Origin of the sequence: Dyadobacter sp. 676 (assembly GCF_040448675.1) — a bacterium.
GTDB lineage: Bacteria > Bacteroidota > Bacteroidia > Cytophagales > Spirosomataceae > Dyadobacter.
Window position 1 is genome coordinate 5,119,772 of sequence record NZ_CP159289.1, and the last position, 14,793, is coordinate 5,134,564.

Annotated in this window: 14 protein-coding genes and 1 pseudogene; 11 read left to right on the forward strand and 4 right to left on the reverse strand. The window is 52.6% G+C overall.

Annotated features, from left to right (window positions below; all coding sequences use genetic code 11):
• The first annotated feature begins 28 nt into the window (after positions 1-28).
• The 6 genes and pseudogenes from ABV298_RS22770 (at position 29) to ABV298_RS22795 (ending at position 6,861) form a co-directional block, all read left to right on the forward strand.
• On the forward strand, positions 29-598 hold the full coding sequence (locus tag ABV298_RS22770; protein ID WP_353718456.1) for a RagB/SusD family nutrient uptake outer membrane protein: 570 nt from the start codon (positions 29-31) through the stop codon (positions 596-598).
• The gene (locus tag ABV298_RS22775; RefSeq protein ID WP_353718457.1) at positions 528-1,442 is read left to right on the forward strand and encodes a RagB/SusD family nutrient uptake outer membrane protein; all 915 of its coding nucleotides are present in this window, start codon (positions 528-530) and stop codon (positions 1,440-1,442) included. Before ABV298_RS22770 ends, ABV298_RS22775 begins: the two co-directional genes overlap by 71 nt.
• A 138-nt stretch (positions 1,443-1,580) precedes the next feature.
• Positions 1,581-2,960: a glycoside hydrolase family 140 protein gene (locus tag ABV298_RS22780; RefSeq protein ID WP_353718458.1), complete on the forward strand. Its 1,380-nt coding sequence runs from the start codon at positions 1,581-1,583 to the stop codon at positions 2,958-2,960.
• A 4-nt stretch (positions 2,961-2,964) separates the two neighbouring features.
• Positions 2,965-4,797 (forward strand): six-hairpin glycosidase, encoded by a 1,833-nt coding sequence (locus ABV298_RS22785; protein WP_353718459.1) that lies wholly within the window; start codon positions 2,965-2,967, stop codon positions 4,795-4,797.
• 224 nt (positions 4,798-5,021) lie between these two features.
• Positions 5,022-5,360, forward strand: a pseudogene (locus ABV298_RS22790) (beta-L-arabinofuranosidase domain-containing protein); the annotation flags it as partial.
• Positions 5,361-5,412: 52 nt separating this feature from the next.
• Complete coding sequence (locus ABV298_RS22795; protein WP_353718460.1) at positions 5,413-6,861, forward strand: beta-L-arabinofuranosidase domain-containing protein; 1,449 nt, start codon at positions 5,413-5,415, stop codon at positions 6,859-6,861.
• A 68-nt stretch (positions 6,862-6,929) separates the two neighbouring features.
• On the opposite strand, the gene ABV298_RS22800 is transcribed toward ABV298_RS22795, so the two are convergent.
• The 4 genes from ABV298_RS22800 to ABV298_RS22815 all read right to left on the reverse strand — a co-directional run bounded on the left by ABV298_RS22800 (position 6,930) and on the right by ABV298_RS22815 (position 8,737).
• Complete coding sequence (locus tag ABV298_RS22800) at positions 6,930-7,124, reverse strand: hypothetical protein (RefSeq protein ID WP_353718461.1); 195 nt, start codon at positions 7,122-7,124, stop codon at positions 6,930-6,932.
• 84 nt (positions 7,125-7,208) lie between these two features.
• On the reverse strand, positions 7,209-7,574 hold the full coding sequence (locus tag ABV298_RS22805; protein ID WP_353718462.1) for a helix-turn-helix domain-containing protein: 366 nt from the start codon (positions 7,572-7,574) through the stop codon (positions 7,209-7,211).
• 9 nt (positions 7,575-7,583) lie between these two features.
• Complete coding sequence (locus ABV298_RS22810; RefSeq protein ID WP_353723228.1) at positions 7,584-7,853, reverse strand: type II toxin-antitoxin system HigB family toxin; 270 nt, start codon at positions 7,851-7,853, stop codon at positions 7,584-7,586.
• Between the two features lie 122 nt (positions 7,854-7,975).
• A complete protein-coding gene (locus tag ABV298_RS22815) occupies positions 7,976-8,737 on the reverse strand; it encodes a DUF1080 domain-containing protein (protein ID WP_353718463.1) in 762 nt (253 codons plus the stop codon).
• A gap of 254 nt (positions 8,738-8,991) precedes the next feature.
• On the opposite strand from ABV298_RS22815, the gene ABV298_RS22820 reads away from it, so the two are divergent.
• The 5 genes from ABV298_RS22820 to ABV298_RS22840 all read left to right on the forward strand — a co-directional run bounded on the left by ABV298_RS22820 (position 8,992) and on the right by ABV298_RS22840 (position 14,783).
• Positions 8,992-9,759 carry a DeoR/GlpR family DNA-binding transcription regulator gene (locus ABV298_RS22820; protein WP_353718464.1) on the forward strand — a complete coding sequence of 256 codons (768 nt, stop codon included), beginning with the start codon at positions 8,992-8,994 and terminating at the stop codon, positions 9,757-9,759.
• A 117-nt stretch (positions 9,760-9,876) separates the two neighbouring features.
• Positions 9,877-11,346, forward strand: coding sequence for an L-fucose/L-arabinose isomerase family protein (locus ABV298_RS22825; RefSeq protein WP_353718465.1), 1,470 nt, complete (start codon positions 9,877-9,879; stop codon positions 11,344-11,346).
• A 59-nt stretch (positions 11,347-11,405) separates the two neighbouring features.
• On the forward strand, positions 11,406-12,233 hold the full coding sequence (locus ABV298_RS22830; protein ID WP_353718466.1) for a transketolase: 828 nt from the start codon (positions 11,406-11,408) through the stop codon (positions 12,231-12,233).
• Positions 12,234-12,269: 36 nt separating this feature from the next.
• Positions 12,270-13,232 (forward strand): transketolase C-terminal domain-containing protein, encoded by a 963-nt coding sequence (locus ABV298_RS22835; RefSeq protein WP_353718467.1) that lies wholly within the window; start codon positions 12,270-12,272, stop codon positions 13,230-13,232.
• 87 nt (positions 13,233-13,319) lie between these two features.
• Positions 13,320-14,783 carry a nucleoside hydrolase-like domain-containing protein gene (locus ABV298_RS22840; RefSeq protein ID WP_353718468.1) on the forward strand — a complete coding sequence of 488 codons (1,464 nt, stop codon included), beginning with the start codon at positions 13,320-13,322 and terminating at the stop codon, positions 14,781-14,783.
• The last annotated feature ends 10 nt before the right edge of the window (positions 14,784-14,793 follow it).

The following is a 14,793-nucleotide window of genomic DNA, read 5'->3' on the forward strand; positions in this document are numbered from 1 at the left end:
TTCGTGGCAATTCAAAAAAGCGAAGAAAATGAAAAGAATCATAAAATTGATTACGCTCGCAGCACTCGTAGTCGCCACTTGGAGCTGCAAGGACTCATTCCTCGACCTGGCGCCGGTATCGAATCCGAGTGCCGAGAATTTTTACAAAACGCGATCGGATTTCGACCTTGCCACGAATGCGGCCTACAACACGCTGTACACCGTGTACCATCCGCAGGGCCCCGTTTCTTACGCTGGCGAACTAATGTCTGATAACGTCACGATTTACAATATTTCCGGCAACCAGGCCGATAAATGGCAGTTTCGCGACTACACGCTGGCGCCCGCGAATACAATGGTGTATCAGTTCTGGCAGGATTTCTACCGCTCGATCTACAACATCAATATCATCCTCGACAAAATCCGGAATGCCGATCTGGACGCTTCCTATAAAGCGCAAACGCAGGGTGAAATGCTTTTCCTGCGCTCTTTGTATTATTTCAACATGGTGCAGCTCTGGGGGGGATGTGCCACTGGTAACCAGGCCTGTGAATGCCGCCGAAGCCTACGATATCCTGCGTGCGCCGGCGACGGAAATCTACGCCCAGATCACCCGTGACCTTGTCGAGGCGAAGTCCAAATTGCCCGTCACTTCCGCCGTTGCCGGCCGTGCCACCAAAGGCGCAGCGCAGACATTACTCGGAAAGGTTTACCTTACGACGGGTGATAAGGCGAATGGCGTCAAGGAACTCAAAGAGGTCTACGACAGCAAGCAGTATGAGCTGTTGCCATCCTTCGCGACGCTTTGGGACCCCAAAACGAAGAACACCAGGGAGTCGATCTTTGAAATCCAGTATCTCGGGGGCTCGGCAACGGCTCCTTACAGCAACTATTACCTCGAATTTTTCCCTAATTCCAATGCATTGGGCTTCTATGGAGCGGGTATGAACCAGGTTGTGGAAGATATCTGGAATGAATACGAGAAAGGCGATGCCCGCCGGGAAGCGTCTATCGATACGGGCTTTACCGACGCCAAAGGCAACTTTACAAAGGCCAAATTCCCCAAAAAATGGCAGGACAAAACGGCGCCGCTGATTAACCAGAACATCGCCGCGAATAACAACTTCATAGTGCTGCGCTATGCCGACTTGCTACTTTTGCTTGCCGAGGCGACCGGCGACGCCACTTACCTGAATCAGGTACGAAAACGGGCCGGGGTACCGCTGTATGGCGAAAACGGCTATCCGGCTAAATACAATACCGTTGCGCTGGCCGTCGAGCATGAGCGCCGCGTAGAGCTGGCTTTCGAATTTCACCGCTGGTTTGATTTGAAACGCACCAACCGCGCAATCGACGTCCTTACGGCGAAAGGCAAGCCGGTGACACAGAACAAACTGCTTTTCCCGATTCCCAACATCGTGAGAGACCAGAACGCCAAAATTACGCAGAATGCAGGGTATTAGGAGTTGAGAGTTTATGAGTTCATGAGTTTAGGGATCAGGAGTTTGAATTGAAGGCCTGCGTATTCACTCATGACCCCAACACTCACAGACTCATGAACATTAAACTCTTGAACTCACCACTCATGAACTCCCAAACTCATGAACATTAAACTCCTGACGCTTCTCTGCGCCGCTTTGATCGTTACTGAAAAGGCCGCTCACAGCCAGTCGAAGGCGCTGAAAATCTCGGAAAACAAGCGGTTTTTAGCCGATCAGGACGGGAAGCCGTTTTTCTGGCTTGCCGATACCGGCTGGTTGCTTTTTACGCGCCTGACCCGCGAAGAAGCCGACCGTTACCTGGCCGATCGCCAGCAAAAGGGTTTCAGTGTGGTGCAGGTAATGGTGGTGCAGGCTTTGCGTTCGGTGAATGTTTACGGTGATTCGGCATTGATAAACAGAAACCTCGACGCCCCGAAAACCACGCCGGGCGATTCTTTCGGGAATGCCGAGGAATACGACTACTGGGATCATGTCGACTACATTGTTGGCAGGGCTGCGGAAAGGGGCATTAAAATAGGGATGGTGCCGATCTGGGGCAATGCCGTGAAAAACGGGAAAACCAGCGCTGCACAGGCAACAGCCTACGCCCGGTTCCTGGCAAAGCGTTACCGCGACTACCCGAATATTGTGTGGATTAATGGCGGCGATATTCAGGGTGACGTCGTTCCCGAGGTTTGGGACGCAATAGGCAGTACCCTTCGCACCGAAGACCCCAACCATCTCATTACCTTTCATCCGTTTGGAAGGATGCAATCCTCGAAATGGTTTCACGATCGGGAGTGGCTGGATTTCAATATGTTTCAATCGGGTCACCGTACCTATGCCCAGGATAACGAGGCCAGGGATTTGCGGTATGGGGAGGATAACTGGCGCTACGTGGAAGCCGACTACGCCCGCCGGCCGGTAAAACCGGTGCTCGACGGCGAGCCGTCGTACGAAAACATCTGGCATGGCCTGCACGATAAAACGCAACCCGTATGGACGGCCGACGACGTGCGGCGGTATGCCTATTGGTCGGTGTTTGCCGGCGCTTGCGGTTTTACCTATGGAAACAATGCGGTAATGCAAATGCGCAACCCCCGTACCCACCCGGAGCCGGACCCGAAAGTGTCGTATTGGGACGAAGCAATCCATGATCCCGGCGCGGGGCAGATGGTCCATTTGAAAAACTTAATGCTCTCGAAACCCTATTTCGAACGTGTGCCCGATCAGTCGCTTATTGCCGAAAACGGCGAACGGTACGATCGCCTGCTCGCGACCCGTGGTAGGGATTACGCATTGATTTACACCTGGAACGGCCGCAATATGAAGGTGAATATGGGTAAGATCGGCGGGGCGAAAGTCAATGCAAGCTGGTACGACCCGCGGACGGGGCAAACCGTCGTTTTGGGGAAGTTCGAAAACAAGGGAATCAAAATATTTGACCCGCCCGGAGAGGTTAGAAACGGGAACGATTGGGTTTTGGTGTTGGAAAAATAGGATTATGCAGAAAAAATTAACAGCCTTGCTGGGCTTATGGCTGGCTATGGGCGCCGTAAATGCGCAGGATACCGTCCGTTATACCGGCAAAACGCTCGTGAACGTCGATTACCATCACGGCCAGCTTAGTGCGGCCATCGGTGTGCATTCGTACCAGACATTGCGCGCTAACCGAACGGACCCCGGCGGGGATTCGGCCATTACCTGGACCTATAACCATGCGCCGATGCTGGCCTATTGGAACGGCAAATTTTACCTGAATTACCTGAGTAACCCGGTAGGTGAGCATATTCCGCCGGGACAGACGCTTTTACAGACTTCGGATGACGGGCGGAACTGGACTAAACCGGTAGCTATTTTTCCACCGTATAAAATTCCCGACGGTACAAAAAAAGATGGCCATCCCGGCGTCGCGAAGGATTTATACGCGGTTATGCACCAGCGGATGGGCTTTTATGTTTCCAAAAGCGGCCGGTTGCTGACGCTCGGCTATTTCGGAATAGTGCTCGACGCGAAAGACGACCCGAACGATGGGCAGGGGATAGGCAGGGTAGTGCGGGAAATCAAAAAAGACGGGACTTACGGGCCGATCTACTTCATACGCCACAATGCGTCCTGGAAGCAGCCTTCGGATTACCCGATGTACACCGAAAGTACGGACAAAGGCTTTGTGGAGGCTTGCGAGGAACTCCTTTCCAATAGACTGGTAATCCAGCAATGGGTAGAAGAGGCCGACCGCAATGACCCGCTGATCAGTTTGAAAGGTGAATATAAGGCACTCAGCTACTACCACTTGCCGGATGGACGGGTAGTGGGGCTCTGGAAAAATGCATTGACGAGCATCAGTAAAAACGAAGGTAAAACCTGGCTGTACAATCCCAAACGTGCGCCGGGATTTGTGAACAGCAATGCAAAAATCTGGGGCCAGAGAACGTCGGACGGAAAATATGCTACGGTCTACAATCCTTCGGAATTCCGCTGGCCGCTTGCGGTTTCTGTTAGCGACGATGGGCTGAACTACAAAAACCTGCTGCTGGTGAATGGCGAGATTACTTCCATGCGCTATGGTGGTAATTACAAATCCTACGGGCCGCAATATGTTCGTGGCATTTCCGAAGGCGACGGCACCCCGCCCGACGGCAATCTTTGGGTGACTTACAGCATGAACAAGGAGGATATCTGGGTCTCGAAGATTCCGGTTCCCGTGCGCGATAAGACTGAAAAACACGCTTCCGACCGCTTTGCGCAAATGCCCGACGGCAAGGAACTCGCCGAATGGAATGTTTACAGCCCGTTGCAGGCGCAGGCAGCTATTGGTAAAGGTGTAAATGGTAAGGTATTGATTATGAAGGATTCTGATCATTTCGACTACTCGCGCGTCGAGCGTGTGATCCCCGCGACGAAAAAGCTGGTGGCTGAATTTTCTGTTACGGCGGGCCAAAACAACACAGGTTTGCTCGACATTGAATTTCTGGATGCCAAAGGTATGCCGGGCATTCGTTTATCTTTTGACTCGGCCGGTGTTTTCAGGTTAAAGGCGGGTTACCGCAACAAAACCTTGTTGAATTACCGGAAAGGACAGCGCTACGACATTAAGGTACAAGCCAACACCGAAACGCGGCTTTACACCGTTGTCGTAAACGGCAAACAGATTGGTACTGGTGTGCTTTTTGCGCCGCTCGAATCGGTGAGCCGGATCGCATTCCGCACGGGAAATACCCGTCGCTTTCCCGACGCCGATACACCTACCGATCAGATGTACGACCTTCCGAACGCCGGGATGAAGGACCCGGAAGCTGTTTTTGAAATTGATTATCTGATTACCAAGCCATTTTGAATGCGGTTTTGTATGATAATGCATCTCCGATTATTGAAATTATGAAGACCGCCAAAACCATCATAGCGCTCTCGTTCGGGCTGGGGCTCAATGCATTTGCGCAGGAAAAAGCCCTTGTCAATACATCGCAAAGTAAATTCGCGAAACTCCATGGTGCGGATCTGACGGCCGTCGAGTGGACGCAGGGCTTTTGGGCCGACCGTTTCAAGGCATGCCGGGAAACCATGGTGCCGCAGCTATGGAAAACCTATACCGACCCGGATGTCAGTCATTCGTTCCGTAATTTCGAGATTGCCGCCGGCCTCGAACCGGGCAACTTTAAAGGGCCTTCGTTTCACGACGGGGATTTTTACAAAACACTCGAAGCGGTAGCCAGTCTGTATGCCGCCACCAGGGACCCGAAGCTGGATGCGCTCATGGACAAGGCCATTGCTGTAATCGCCAAAGCGCAGCGTGGGGACGGGTACATTTATACCAAAGCCATTATCGGGCAAAAGCAGAACGGCGAGGGTAAAATGTTCGCCGACCGTCTGAGTTTCGAGGCCTATAATTTCGGGCATTTGATGACCGCCGCCTGCGTGCATTATCGCGCTACGGGCAAAAATACCCTGCTCGATGTCGCTAAAAAAGGCTGCCGGTTTTCTTGTCGCTTTCTACAACTCGGCCACGGCGGAGCAGAGCCGCAACGCCATTTGCCCATCGCATTATATGGGCCTTTCGGAGCTTTACCGCACCACGCGCGACGAGAAGTATCTCACGCTGGTAAAGCACCTGATCGCCATTAAAGGAGCCACCGAAGGCACGGACGATAACCAGGACCGTATCCCGTTCCTGAAACAAACCAAAGTGATGGGTCATGCCGTGCGCGCCAACTATCTGTACGCGGGCGTCGCGGACGTGTATGCGGAGACGGGCGACGAAGCGTTGCTCGCGCAGCTCCATACGATGTGGGACGACGTTACCCGACATAAAATGTACGTCACCGGCGGTTGCGGGGCGCTCTACGACGGCGTCTCTCCCGATGGTACTTCGTATAAGCCCGATGAAGTCCAGAAAATCCATCAGGCCTATGGCCGCGATTACCAGCTGCCCAACTTTACCGCGCACAACGAGACCTGCGCCAACATCGGTAATGTCCTCTGGAACTGGCGCATGCTGCAGATAACCGGCGAAGCCAAATATGCAGATATTGTAGAGCTTGCCTTGTACAACAGCGTGTTGTCGGGTATTAATTTGAAAGGTGATAAGTTTCTTTATACCAATCCTCTGGCTTATTCCGACGCATTGCCCTTCAAACAGCGCTGGGAAAAAGACCGGCAGGCATACATTTCCAAATCGAACTGCTGCCCGCCCAACACCGTACGCACCGTTGCGGAGGTGAGCCAATATGCTTACAGCCTTTCGGACGCCGGTGTTTTCTTCAATTTGTATGGCGGGAATAAATTTAAGACAGCATTTAAAGGCGGACATTTGCGCCTGACGCAAACGACCGATTATCCGTGGAACGGGAAAATTTCCGTCACTATCGACGAAGCACCGGAAAACGCATTAGCGCTATTTTTTCGCATTCCGGACTGGTGCAGCAATGCTTCCTTAATAGTTAATGGTAAAAAAGAAAATACAAAACCCGGCTCCGGCTCTTACGCGGAGGTCAAGCGAGCGTGGAAATCGGGCGATAAAATCGAACTGACGCTCGATATGCCCGTAAAACTGATCGAATCGAATCCTTTGGTAGAAGAAACCCGGAACCAGGTGGCCGTGAAACGCGGTCCGGTAGTGTATTGCGTGGAATCCGTTGATTTACCGAAGGGTAAAACCATTTTCGACGTTGCTATCGCAGCTAGAAACAATTTCAAACCAGCTCCGCTGACCATTGAAAACAGCCCCGTAATGGCCCTGCAAGGCGACGCTCTGCTCCTCGACAATTCGGATTGGGACAACAAGTTGTATCGCGAAGTTGCAGTCGGGACACCGAAAACCATTCCTGTGCGGCTGGTTCCATACTACGCCTGGGGAAACCGGGGGCACGGGGATATGTCGGTATGGCTACCGCTGGTGCGGTAACGTCGGCTTCGGGGCCTGATTTTCACGTTTGGGGCAGGGAGCGCCGCTGTGTACCCGTTGTCGCGTACCTAGCGGTACGCCGGGGTAGTTTTTGTATCGATCTTGCCACCGATGTTTTCATTCCTGGCGGGATCGGTTTGGTAAAACGCAAGCCCCGTCAGGGACGAAATATTGGTGGCAATACCGAATACGACCAATCCGGAAGGCACCTGCCGAGCCCCCCGCGGCATCGTAATTCCGCCTCCGGTTCTGTAAATGAGCATAGTGATTAAGATTTGAACGCGCCAATATGAGCGGAGCTCCAACAGGTGGCCGCTTTGCCCCGGTGGCTCGGCCTCGTGTTGCGCTTAGGCATTGTCCAGCAATACGCCGGGATCGATATCCAGTTTGTGATAAACGGCCTTCAGGAAAGGCACATCCGGTTCACGCTTGCCGTTCAGGATTTGTGAGAGTTTGTCCTTTCCCAGTCCTAGTAAATCGGCAAGGCCGGCTATCGTCAAATTGAGTTCAAAACGTTTTCTTTCGACTATTTCAGGAATCGATTTGGGCATCGGGAAAGGGTAGTGCACTTTTTCATATGCCTGAATTGCTGACGCGAGTGTTTCAATTCTGTCCGCTTCCTTATCAGAAATATTGCCCTCCCCCTTTTTCATCAAGCGGTTGAGTTCTTCAAGTGCCGCCTCGTATTTTTTCTCTGATTGCAAAGTTTCCATACCAATGTCTTATAACGCAGACAAATTTACATCATCATATTGCTTATGTGTGCCAATGAAACGAATGTACACTGTTCGTGTCCTAAATATGATTCGAGCGATCAACCTGCACCTATTACCACCCATATTAAATACAAACAATGCGTTACCCACCGAATCAGCGGAGTTGAAAGTCTGCCTGACTGCTGCGAAATTGGGCCAGTCTGCATTCAGGGTCTCAACATACCATTTGTCTAACGGGATTTCCAGCTCCGGATTATTGATACAAAACGATCTGATCGCCCTGTGAGAACGATAACCACCAGTTTGTTTTTTGAAGTTACAGCTTCAATTTGAAAAACCTTAATGATTTGATTGAAATGTTGTTTTCAAGTGCAATTTCCCGCTTATCAAACGGTACTCTACAACTCCCTGATCCAGATATTCCGGAAGCTCACGCGGCTTCCATGCTCCTGCAATTGCAAAGGCAGCTTCGCATCGTGGTACTTGTACTTCGGATAGCCCTGGTAAACCATGGGTCCCTTCAATTCCACGTGGTTTAGAATCAATACATTATTGTGGAAAACGGTCATGTATGCAGGCTTTTCAACGGTTTTGTCGGCGCGGAAGACAGGTGCTTCGAAAACGACGTCGTAAGTCTGCCAGGTCTGCGGCTTGCGGGCGGCATTCACCAGTGGCGTGTGTTGTTTGTAGACGCTGCCGGCCTGGCCGTTGTAGTAGATTTTGGTGTTGTAGTTCCAGGATTCGTAGATCTGCAATTCGTAAAGACCCATAATGAGCACGCCGCTGTTGCCCCGGTTGAAATCCTTGTCTTCGGATGGATCGGGCGTGCGCCATTCGACGTGTAGCTGCATGTTGCCGAATTTTTGTTTCGTGCGGATATCGGTGGCCCTGGGCACGATAACCAGCGCGTCGCCGTCGGGTTTCCATCTGACGGCCGAGCCGTCGGGGTGTTCCCATTTGGCGAGGTCCGTTTGGCCGCTGTACAGAATGATGGCATCCGAAGGCGGTTGTGCGCACGTTTCGCCCGGGGTTACAAGCGGGGGTTTAAACGACCAGTCCTCGGTTGCCGCAGGAGGTGGCAGTTTTTCTTCTTTTTCGGATTGGGCGGCGGCCAACGTGCTGGCTGCCAGCAGGAGCATTCCGGTGAAAAGCTTTTTCATAATACATGAGTATTGCAGGAATGAAACATCGAAATCAAGCATAAGTAATCCCATTGTTGTTAAACAAAGAAATAATAGCACAATAATTCACTATTATTTTCAATTTTCTATTTTTATTTTCTTTTATTTACGTAAATTTGCTTTTGATAAGTTTAAGCGTTCTATTTGAGCTGTGAATAGGTTTATTTTTTGTCGGTATGTGACGGATTGTTTCTTTTCCGCCTATTTTTAGGTAAAAAACAAAAGTTGATACAATGCTGGCAAATCAGAGAAGAGAAAAAATACTTGAACTGTTAAAAGAAGACGGCTCGGCGAAGGTGATCGACCTGGCGAGGCTCTTTAAAGTGACCGAGGTGACCATCCGGCAGGATCTGGACAAGCTCGAAAAGGACGGCCTGGTGATCAAGGAACACGGCGGGGCGTTTTTGAAGAATGTCGAAGACCAGGTGCGCAATTTCTCGCTCGCCAATCAGGAAAACCTCGATAAGAAAGAACTGATCGCCGCGAAATGCCTGGAATTTATTTCGAACGGCGACACGATCATTCTCGACTCCGGGTCGACCACGACGGAGATCGCGAAGAAGCTGAGAGGCAGCAACAAGCATCTGACAGTGATCACCAACGCATTGAATATCGCGTTGATTCTCGGTGCCGAAACGGGTATCGAGGTGATCATGACCGGCGGGGAATTTAAGCCGCCTACCTTGTCGCTGACGGGTCAGAAAGCGGCCGACTTTTTCAAAGGCCTCAATGTGCAGAAGCTGTTCCTGGCAACGGCGGGATTATCGCTTAAAGCCGGACTTACCTATCCGAGTATCAGCGACCTGGTCGTGAAAAAGGCAATGATCGACGCGGCGGATACGACTTACCTGGTAGCCGATTCGACCAAGGTCGGCAAAAGTGCATTCGCAAGCCTCGGCGCCCTGTCGCTGATCGACTATATCATCACCGACGCGGGCATCGAGGAGAAGTTCCAGCAGGTTTTTCATGATAATGAGATCGAGCTGATTATTGCGGAGTAGGAGGATTGAATTTTGAATGAGTGAATGATTGAATGAGTGAATAAAAAAAGTTTAAAGCTTAGGGCTTATAGCTTAAAGCTAACAGCCGACGGCCGATAGCCGACAGCCATCAAACCCATGAACATGAAAGAAAGTATCGGAGTAATTATTGGCAACAGGGATTTTTTTCCGGACCGGCTGGTGGCCGAGGCGCGGGTGGAGATCGTCGATTTGCTGAAAAAATTGAATATCAACGGCGTCATGCTCGATACCGAAGCTACGAAGCTCGGAGGGGTCGAAACGTTTCAGGATGCGCAGAAATGCGCGGCATTGTTCCGGGCGTACCGGGATGAGATTATTGGCGTGCTGGTGGTTCTGCCCAATTTCGGGGATGAACGCGGCATCGCCGAAACGCTCAAGCTGGCCGATCTGAATGTGCCGGTGTTGGTCCAGGGTTACCCCGACGATCTCGACAAGCTGGATGTGGCCCGCCGCCGCGATTCGTGGTGCGGGAAGATTTCCGCCTGCAATAATTTGTATCAATATGGTATTAAATATACGCTTACAACCAGGCACGTCGTACATCCGACCGATCCTTCGTTCGTCAAAGATCTGAACGATTTCGTGGCGGTGTGCCGGGTAACCAAAGGGCTTCGTAATGTGCGGATCGGCGCTATCGGCGCTCGTCCGGGCGGGTTCAACACGGTGCGTTACAGCGAGAAGATTTTACAACGCAATGGCATTTCAGTCGTGACGGTGGATCTGTCGGAGATTTTGGGCAATGCGAATAAGCTCACGGCCCAGGATTCGAAGGTGAAGGAACGTCTGGACAAAATCACTTCCTATGCCTCACGCGGGCGCACACCTGACGAGGCCTTGATCCAGATGGCGAAGCTGGACGTGGTTTTGGGTGAATTTATGGAAGCGAATGCGCTGGACGCGACGGCCATTCAATGCTGGACGTCGGTGCAGCAGAATTACGGCTGCAATGTGTGCACAAGCATGAGCATCATGAGCGAAAATATGATGCCGAGCGGCTGCGAGGTGGATGTGACGGGAACATTGAGCATGTATGCGCTGCAACTCGCTTCGGGCTCGCCGAGCGCGCTGGTGGATTGGAATAACAATTACGCAAACGACGAAAATAAATGCGTGCTCTTCCATTGCGGCAATTGGGCGAAGTCGTTTTTGCCGGATATCGAAATCGCGACGGCGCCGATCCTGGGGACATCGGTGGGAGAGGAGAATACCTGGGGCGCATTGGCCGGTCGCACGCCCGCGATGCCGCTCACGTACGGGCGCATCAGCACGGACGACCCGCGCGGGATCATGAAGGCGTATGTAGGCGAGGGACGTTTGACGGACGATTCGTTGAAAACCTTCGGTAACCGTGCCGTAGCTGAAATCCCGAACCTGCAAAATCTTATGAATTACGTCTGCCGCAATGGTTTCGAGCACCACGTGGTAATGAATGCGTCGAAAACTGCCGGCATTCTGAAAGAAGCATTGGGCAATTATATGGGCTGGGAGGTGCAGGTGTTCGATGAACCCGCGCAGCAGCCGTTCGCAACCCGCGTGCCCGACCCCGACCTCGTTTCGCAAAACTAACCCTGAACTATCGGAAAATTACGGATACCGGCCGCGAGGCCGGACTAATGCTAAAAGTCATGTCGGAAAAGGAACTGGCGCAGAAATCGGTGGAGTACCGCAAAAAAATACTCAAATATATCTACCAGGCCAAGGCTGGCCATACCGGCGGGAGCCTGTCGTGTATCGATATTTTGAATGTGCTCTACAATTATACGATGAATGTGGACGCAGCGCGTTTCGACTCGCCGGACCGCGACCGCTATATCCAGAGCAAAGGACACACGGTGGAAGCATTGTACGTAGTGCTGGCCTCGCGTGGCTTTTTTCCTGAATCCGATCTGGAAACTTTGTGCAAGTACCAGTCACATTATATCGGCCATCCTACGCGCAAGGTCCATGGGGTCGAGCAGAATACCGGCGCATTGGGCCACGGGCTTTCGCTGAGTGTGGGGACTGCCATTGCCGGCAAGCTCGACAAACGCGATTACCGCGTTTTTACCGTTCTGGGCGATGGCGAGTTGCCCGAAGGGTCCAACTGGGAAGCCGCATTGTCGGCCTCGCATTACAAGCTCGACAACCTGTGCGCGATTTTGGATAAAAATACCTTGCAAATCACCGGCCCCACCAGCGCCGTGTGCAATACGGACCCGGTCGACGGGAAGTTCGAAGCATTCGGTTGGGCCGTGCGGCATGTGGACGGACACAATATCGGCGAGCTGATGGCCGCATTCGATGCGTTGCCGTTCGAGGCGGGTAAACCGAGCCTTATTATTGCGCACACCGTGAAGGGCAAGGGGGTGAGTTATATGGAGAATCAGTTGAAATGGCACCACGGCGTGCCGGATACCCGGCAGTACGCCGAGGCGATACAGGAGCTGGACCTGCTGGAAGAAACGCTGGCGTGAGCCAATACCTGACAATGAATTTAAATTGAAGAAATAGTGGATGCGACTATCGAAAACATAGGCGTGAGCCAACGCGCCAACCTCGAAGTTTTTTCGGGCACATTGCAGCAACTCGCCCAAACCGACAGGGATATTATCGTGGTAACGAGCGATTCGCGTGGCTCGGGCAAGCTGGTGCCGTTCGGCCAGCAATTTCCCGACCAGATCATCGAGGTCGGGATCGCCGAGCAGAACCTCGTGGGCGTTGCGGCGGGCCTGGCTTCCACAGGTAAAAAAGTCTTCGCCGTTTCGCCGGCCTGCTTCCTGACGGCGCGGGCGTTGGAGCAGATCAAGAACGATGTGGCATATTCCAATAACCCGGTGAAACTCATCGGTATCAGTGCGGGCGTGAGCTACGGAGCGTTGGGTTCTACACACCACAGCTTGCACGATTTCGCCGTATTACGCACCATCCACAATCTTATCGTAGTGGCTCCGGCGGATAATTTCGAAACCGAACAGGCTATTCTGCTGGCTGCTGACACCGGTATGCCGGTCTACATCCGTTTCGGCAAGAAGCCGATGCCGCTGCTTTCGGAGGAAGAGAGGACGTTCGCCTTCGGAAAAGGGCGTATTGTCCGCGAGGGAACCGACATTACCATTATCGGAACGGGCGAAACCGTGGCGCCTGCATTACTGGCGGCCGAGAAGCTGGAACGTGCGAATAATATTTCTGCTACGGTAGTGAGCATGCACACGATTAAGCCGCTCGACTACGATCTTTTACAAAATATTGCAGCTTCCGGGCAGCCCATCGTGACGGTCGAGGAGCACAGTATTTACGGCGGACTGGGCGAGGCGTGTGCTTCTTTTCTGATCCAGAATAGCCTTCATAACCGGTTCAAAATCATTGGTATTCCCGACGAATACACGGTTACCGGCTCTCAGACGGAAATTTTCAATCATTACGGTATTTCGGAAGAAGGCATTGCCGCCGCGGCGCTCGGCCTGATCGGCTAAGCGGCCGCCCGTGTAGGTGTAACCGGACGGTTAATAAGTCGTTATACAACCAGGGGTTTCTCAAATAGGGTTATTTGGTCAAAATTTATGAAACTGATAAGACAAATGTGCTGCGGCACCGCATTGCTGTTTGCCGGCGTCACGTACGCGCAGGATGCGCCCCGCGTGGATGCGCCCCGCGTGGATACGCCCCGCGTGGATACGCCCGGCGTGGATACGCCGAGGCACCGCGTACTGGTGCTGACGGACATTGAAAACGAGCCGGACGACACGCAATCGATGATCCGCTTTCTGACCTATTCCAACCAATGGGATGTCGAGGGCCTGGTAGCAACAACTTCCATACACCAGCAAAAACGCGTTGCGCCGGAAAAGATCAGGCAGCTCATCGAGGCTTACCGCAAAGTCCGTCCAAACTTGCTGCTGCACGAAAAAGGTTATCCCGAAGCAGACTACCTGTTGAGTGTTACCAAAAGCGCTTATCCCGACTTCGGTATGAATGCGGTAGGCAAGGGCAAGGATTCGGAAGGTTCGGAATGGATTATCAAAGTCGTTGACAAGAAGGACGATCGGCCGGTGTGGATCCCCGTCTGGGGCGGAGCCAACTGCCTCGCACAGGCGCTTTGGAAGGTAAGAATGACCCGGTCGCCGGAAGATGTGAAGAAATTCGTATCCAAAATAAGAATGTATACCATTTCGGACCAGGACGACACCGGTCCGTGGATCCGCAAGACTTTTCCGGATCTGTTTTATGTCGGCAGCCCGGGTTACCATGCGGCGGGGGCTTACCATTATGCGACGTGGTCGGGTATCAGCGGCGATAAATTTCACGGCCGTTTCGCGGGCGCCAACTTTGAAATCGTGGACAATCCCTGGCTCGATGAACACGTGCGCAGCCACGGACCGCTGGGCAAGGAATATCCGTTTACCAAATTCTTGATGGAAGGCGACACGCCCTCGTTTCTGGGGTTGGTAAATAATGGCCTTAACGACCCCGAGCATCCCGAATACGGCGGCTGGGGCGGAAGGTACGAGCTCTACACGCCACGTACGCTCAAATATTTTTACGAGCCGGAAACCCGGCCGATCTATACCGACGCTATGGACGAAGTGAAGGGCGTCGACGGCGCTTACCACACCAGCAACAAGGCCACGCTCTGGCGGTGGCGCGAGGCCTTTCAGCACGATTTCGCGGCGCGAATGGACTGGACAATCAAACCTTACAAGGAGGCCAACCACCCGCCGAAAGTGGCCGTGAAAGGCGGTACGCGCATCACCGCCAAGTCGGGTGAAACCGTGCAGCTTAGTGCCGAAGGCTCGCAGGACCCCGACGGCAATGTATTGGCTTACGAATGGATCTATTACCCCGAGCCCGGCAGCTACAATAGCAAGGAACCGCTCGGAATAAAGGATGTAAAGGCCGCGAAAACTTCTTTTGTGGCTCCGAAGGTGGAGAAACCCGAGACCATTCACGTGGTACTGGCCGTAACCGACGATGGTGCGCCTTCGCTGACGCGCTACCGGCGCGTGATCGTGACCGTGTACCCGTAAGGGGCGCCTG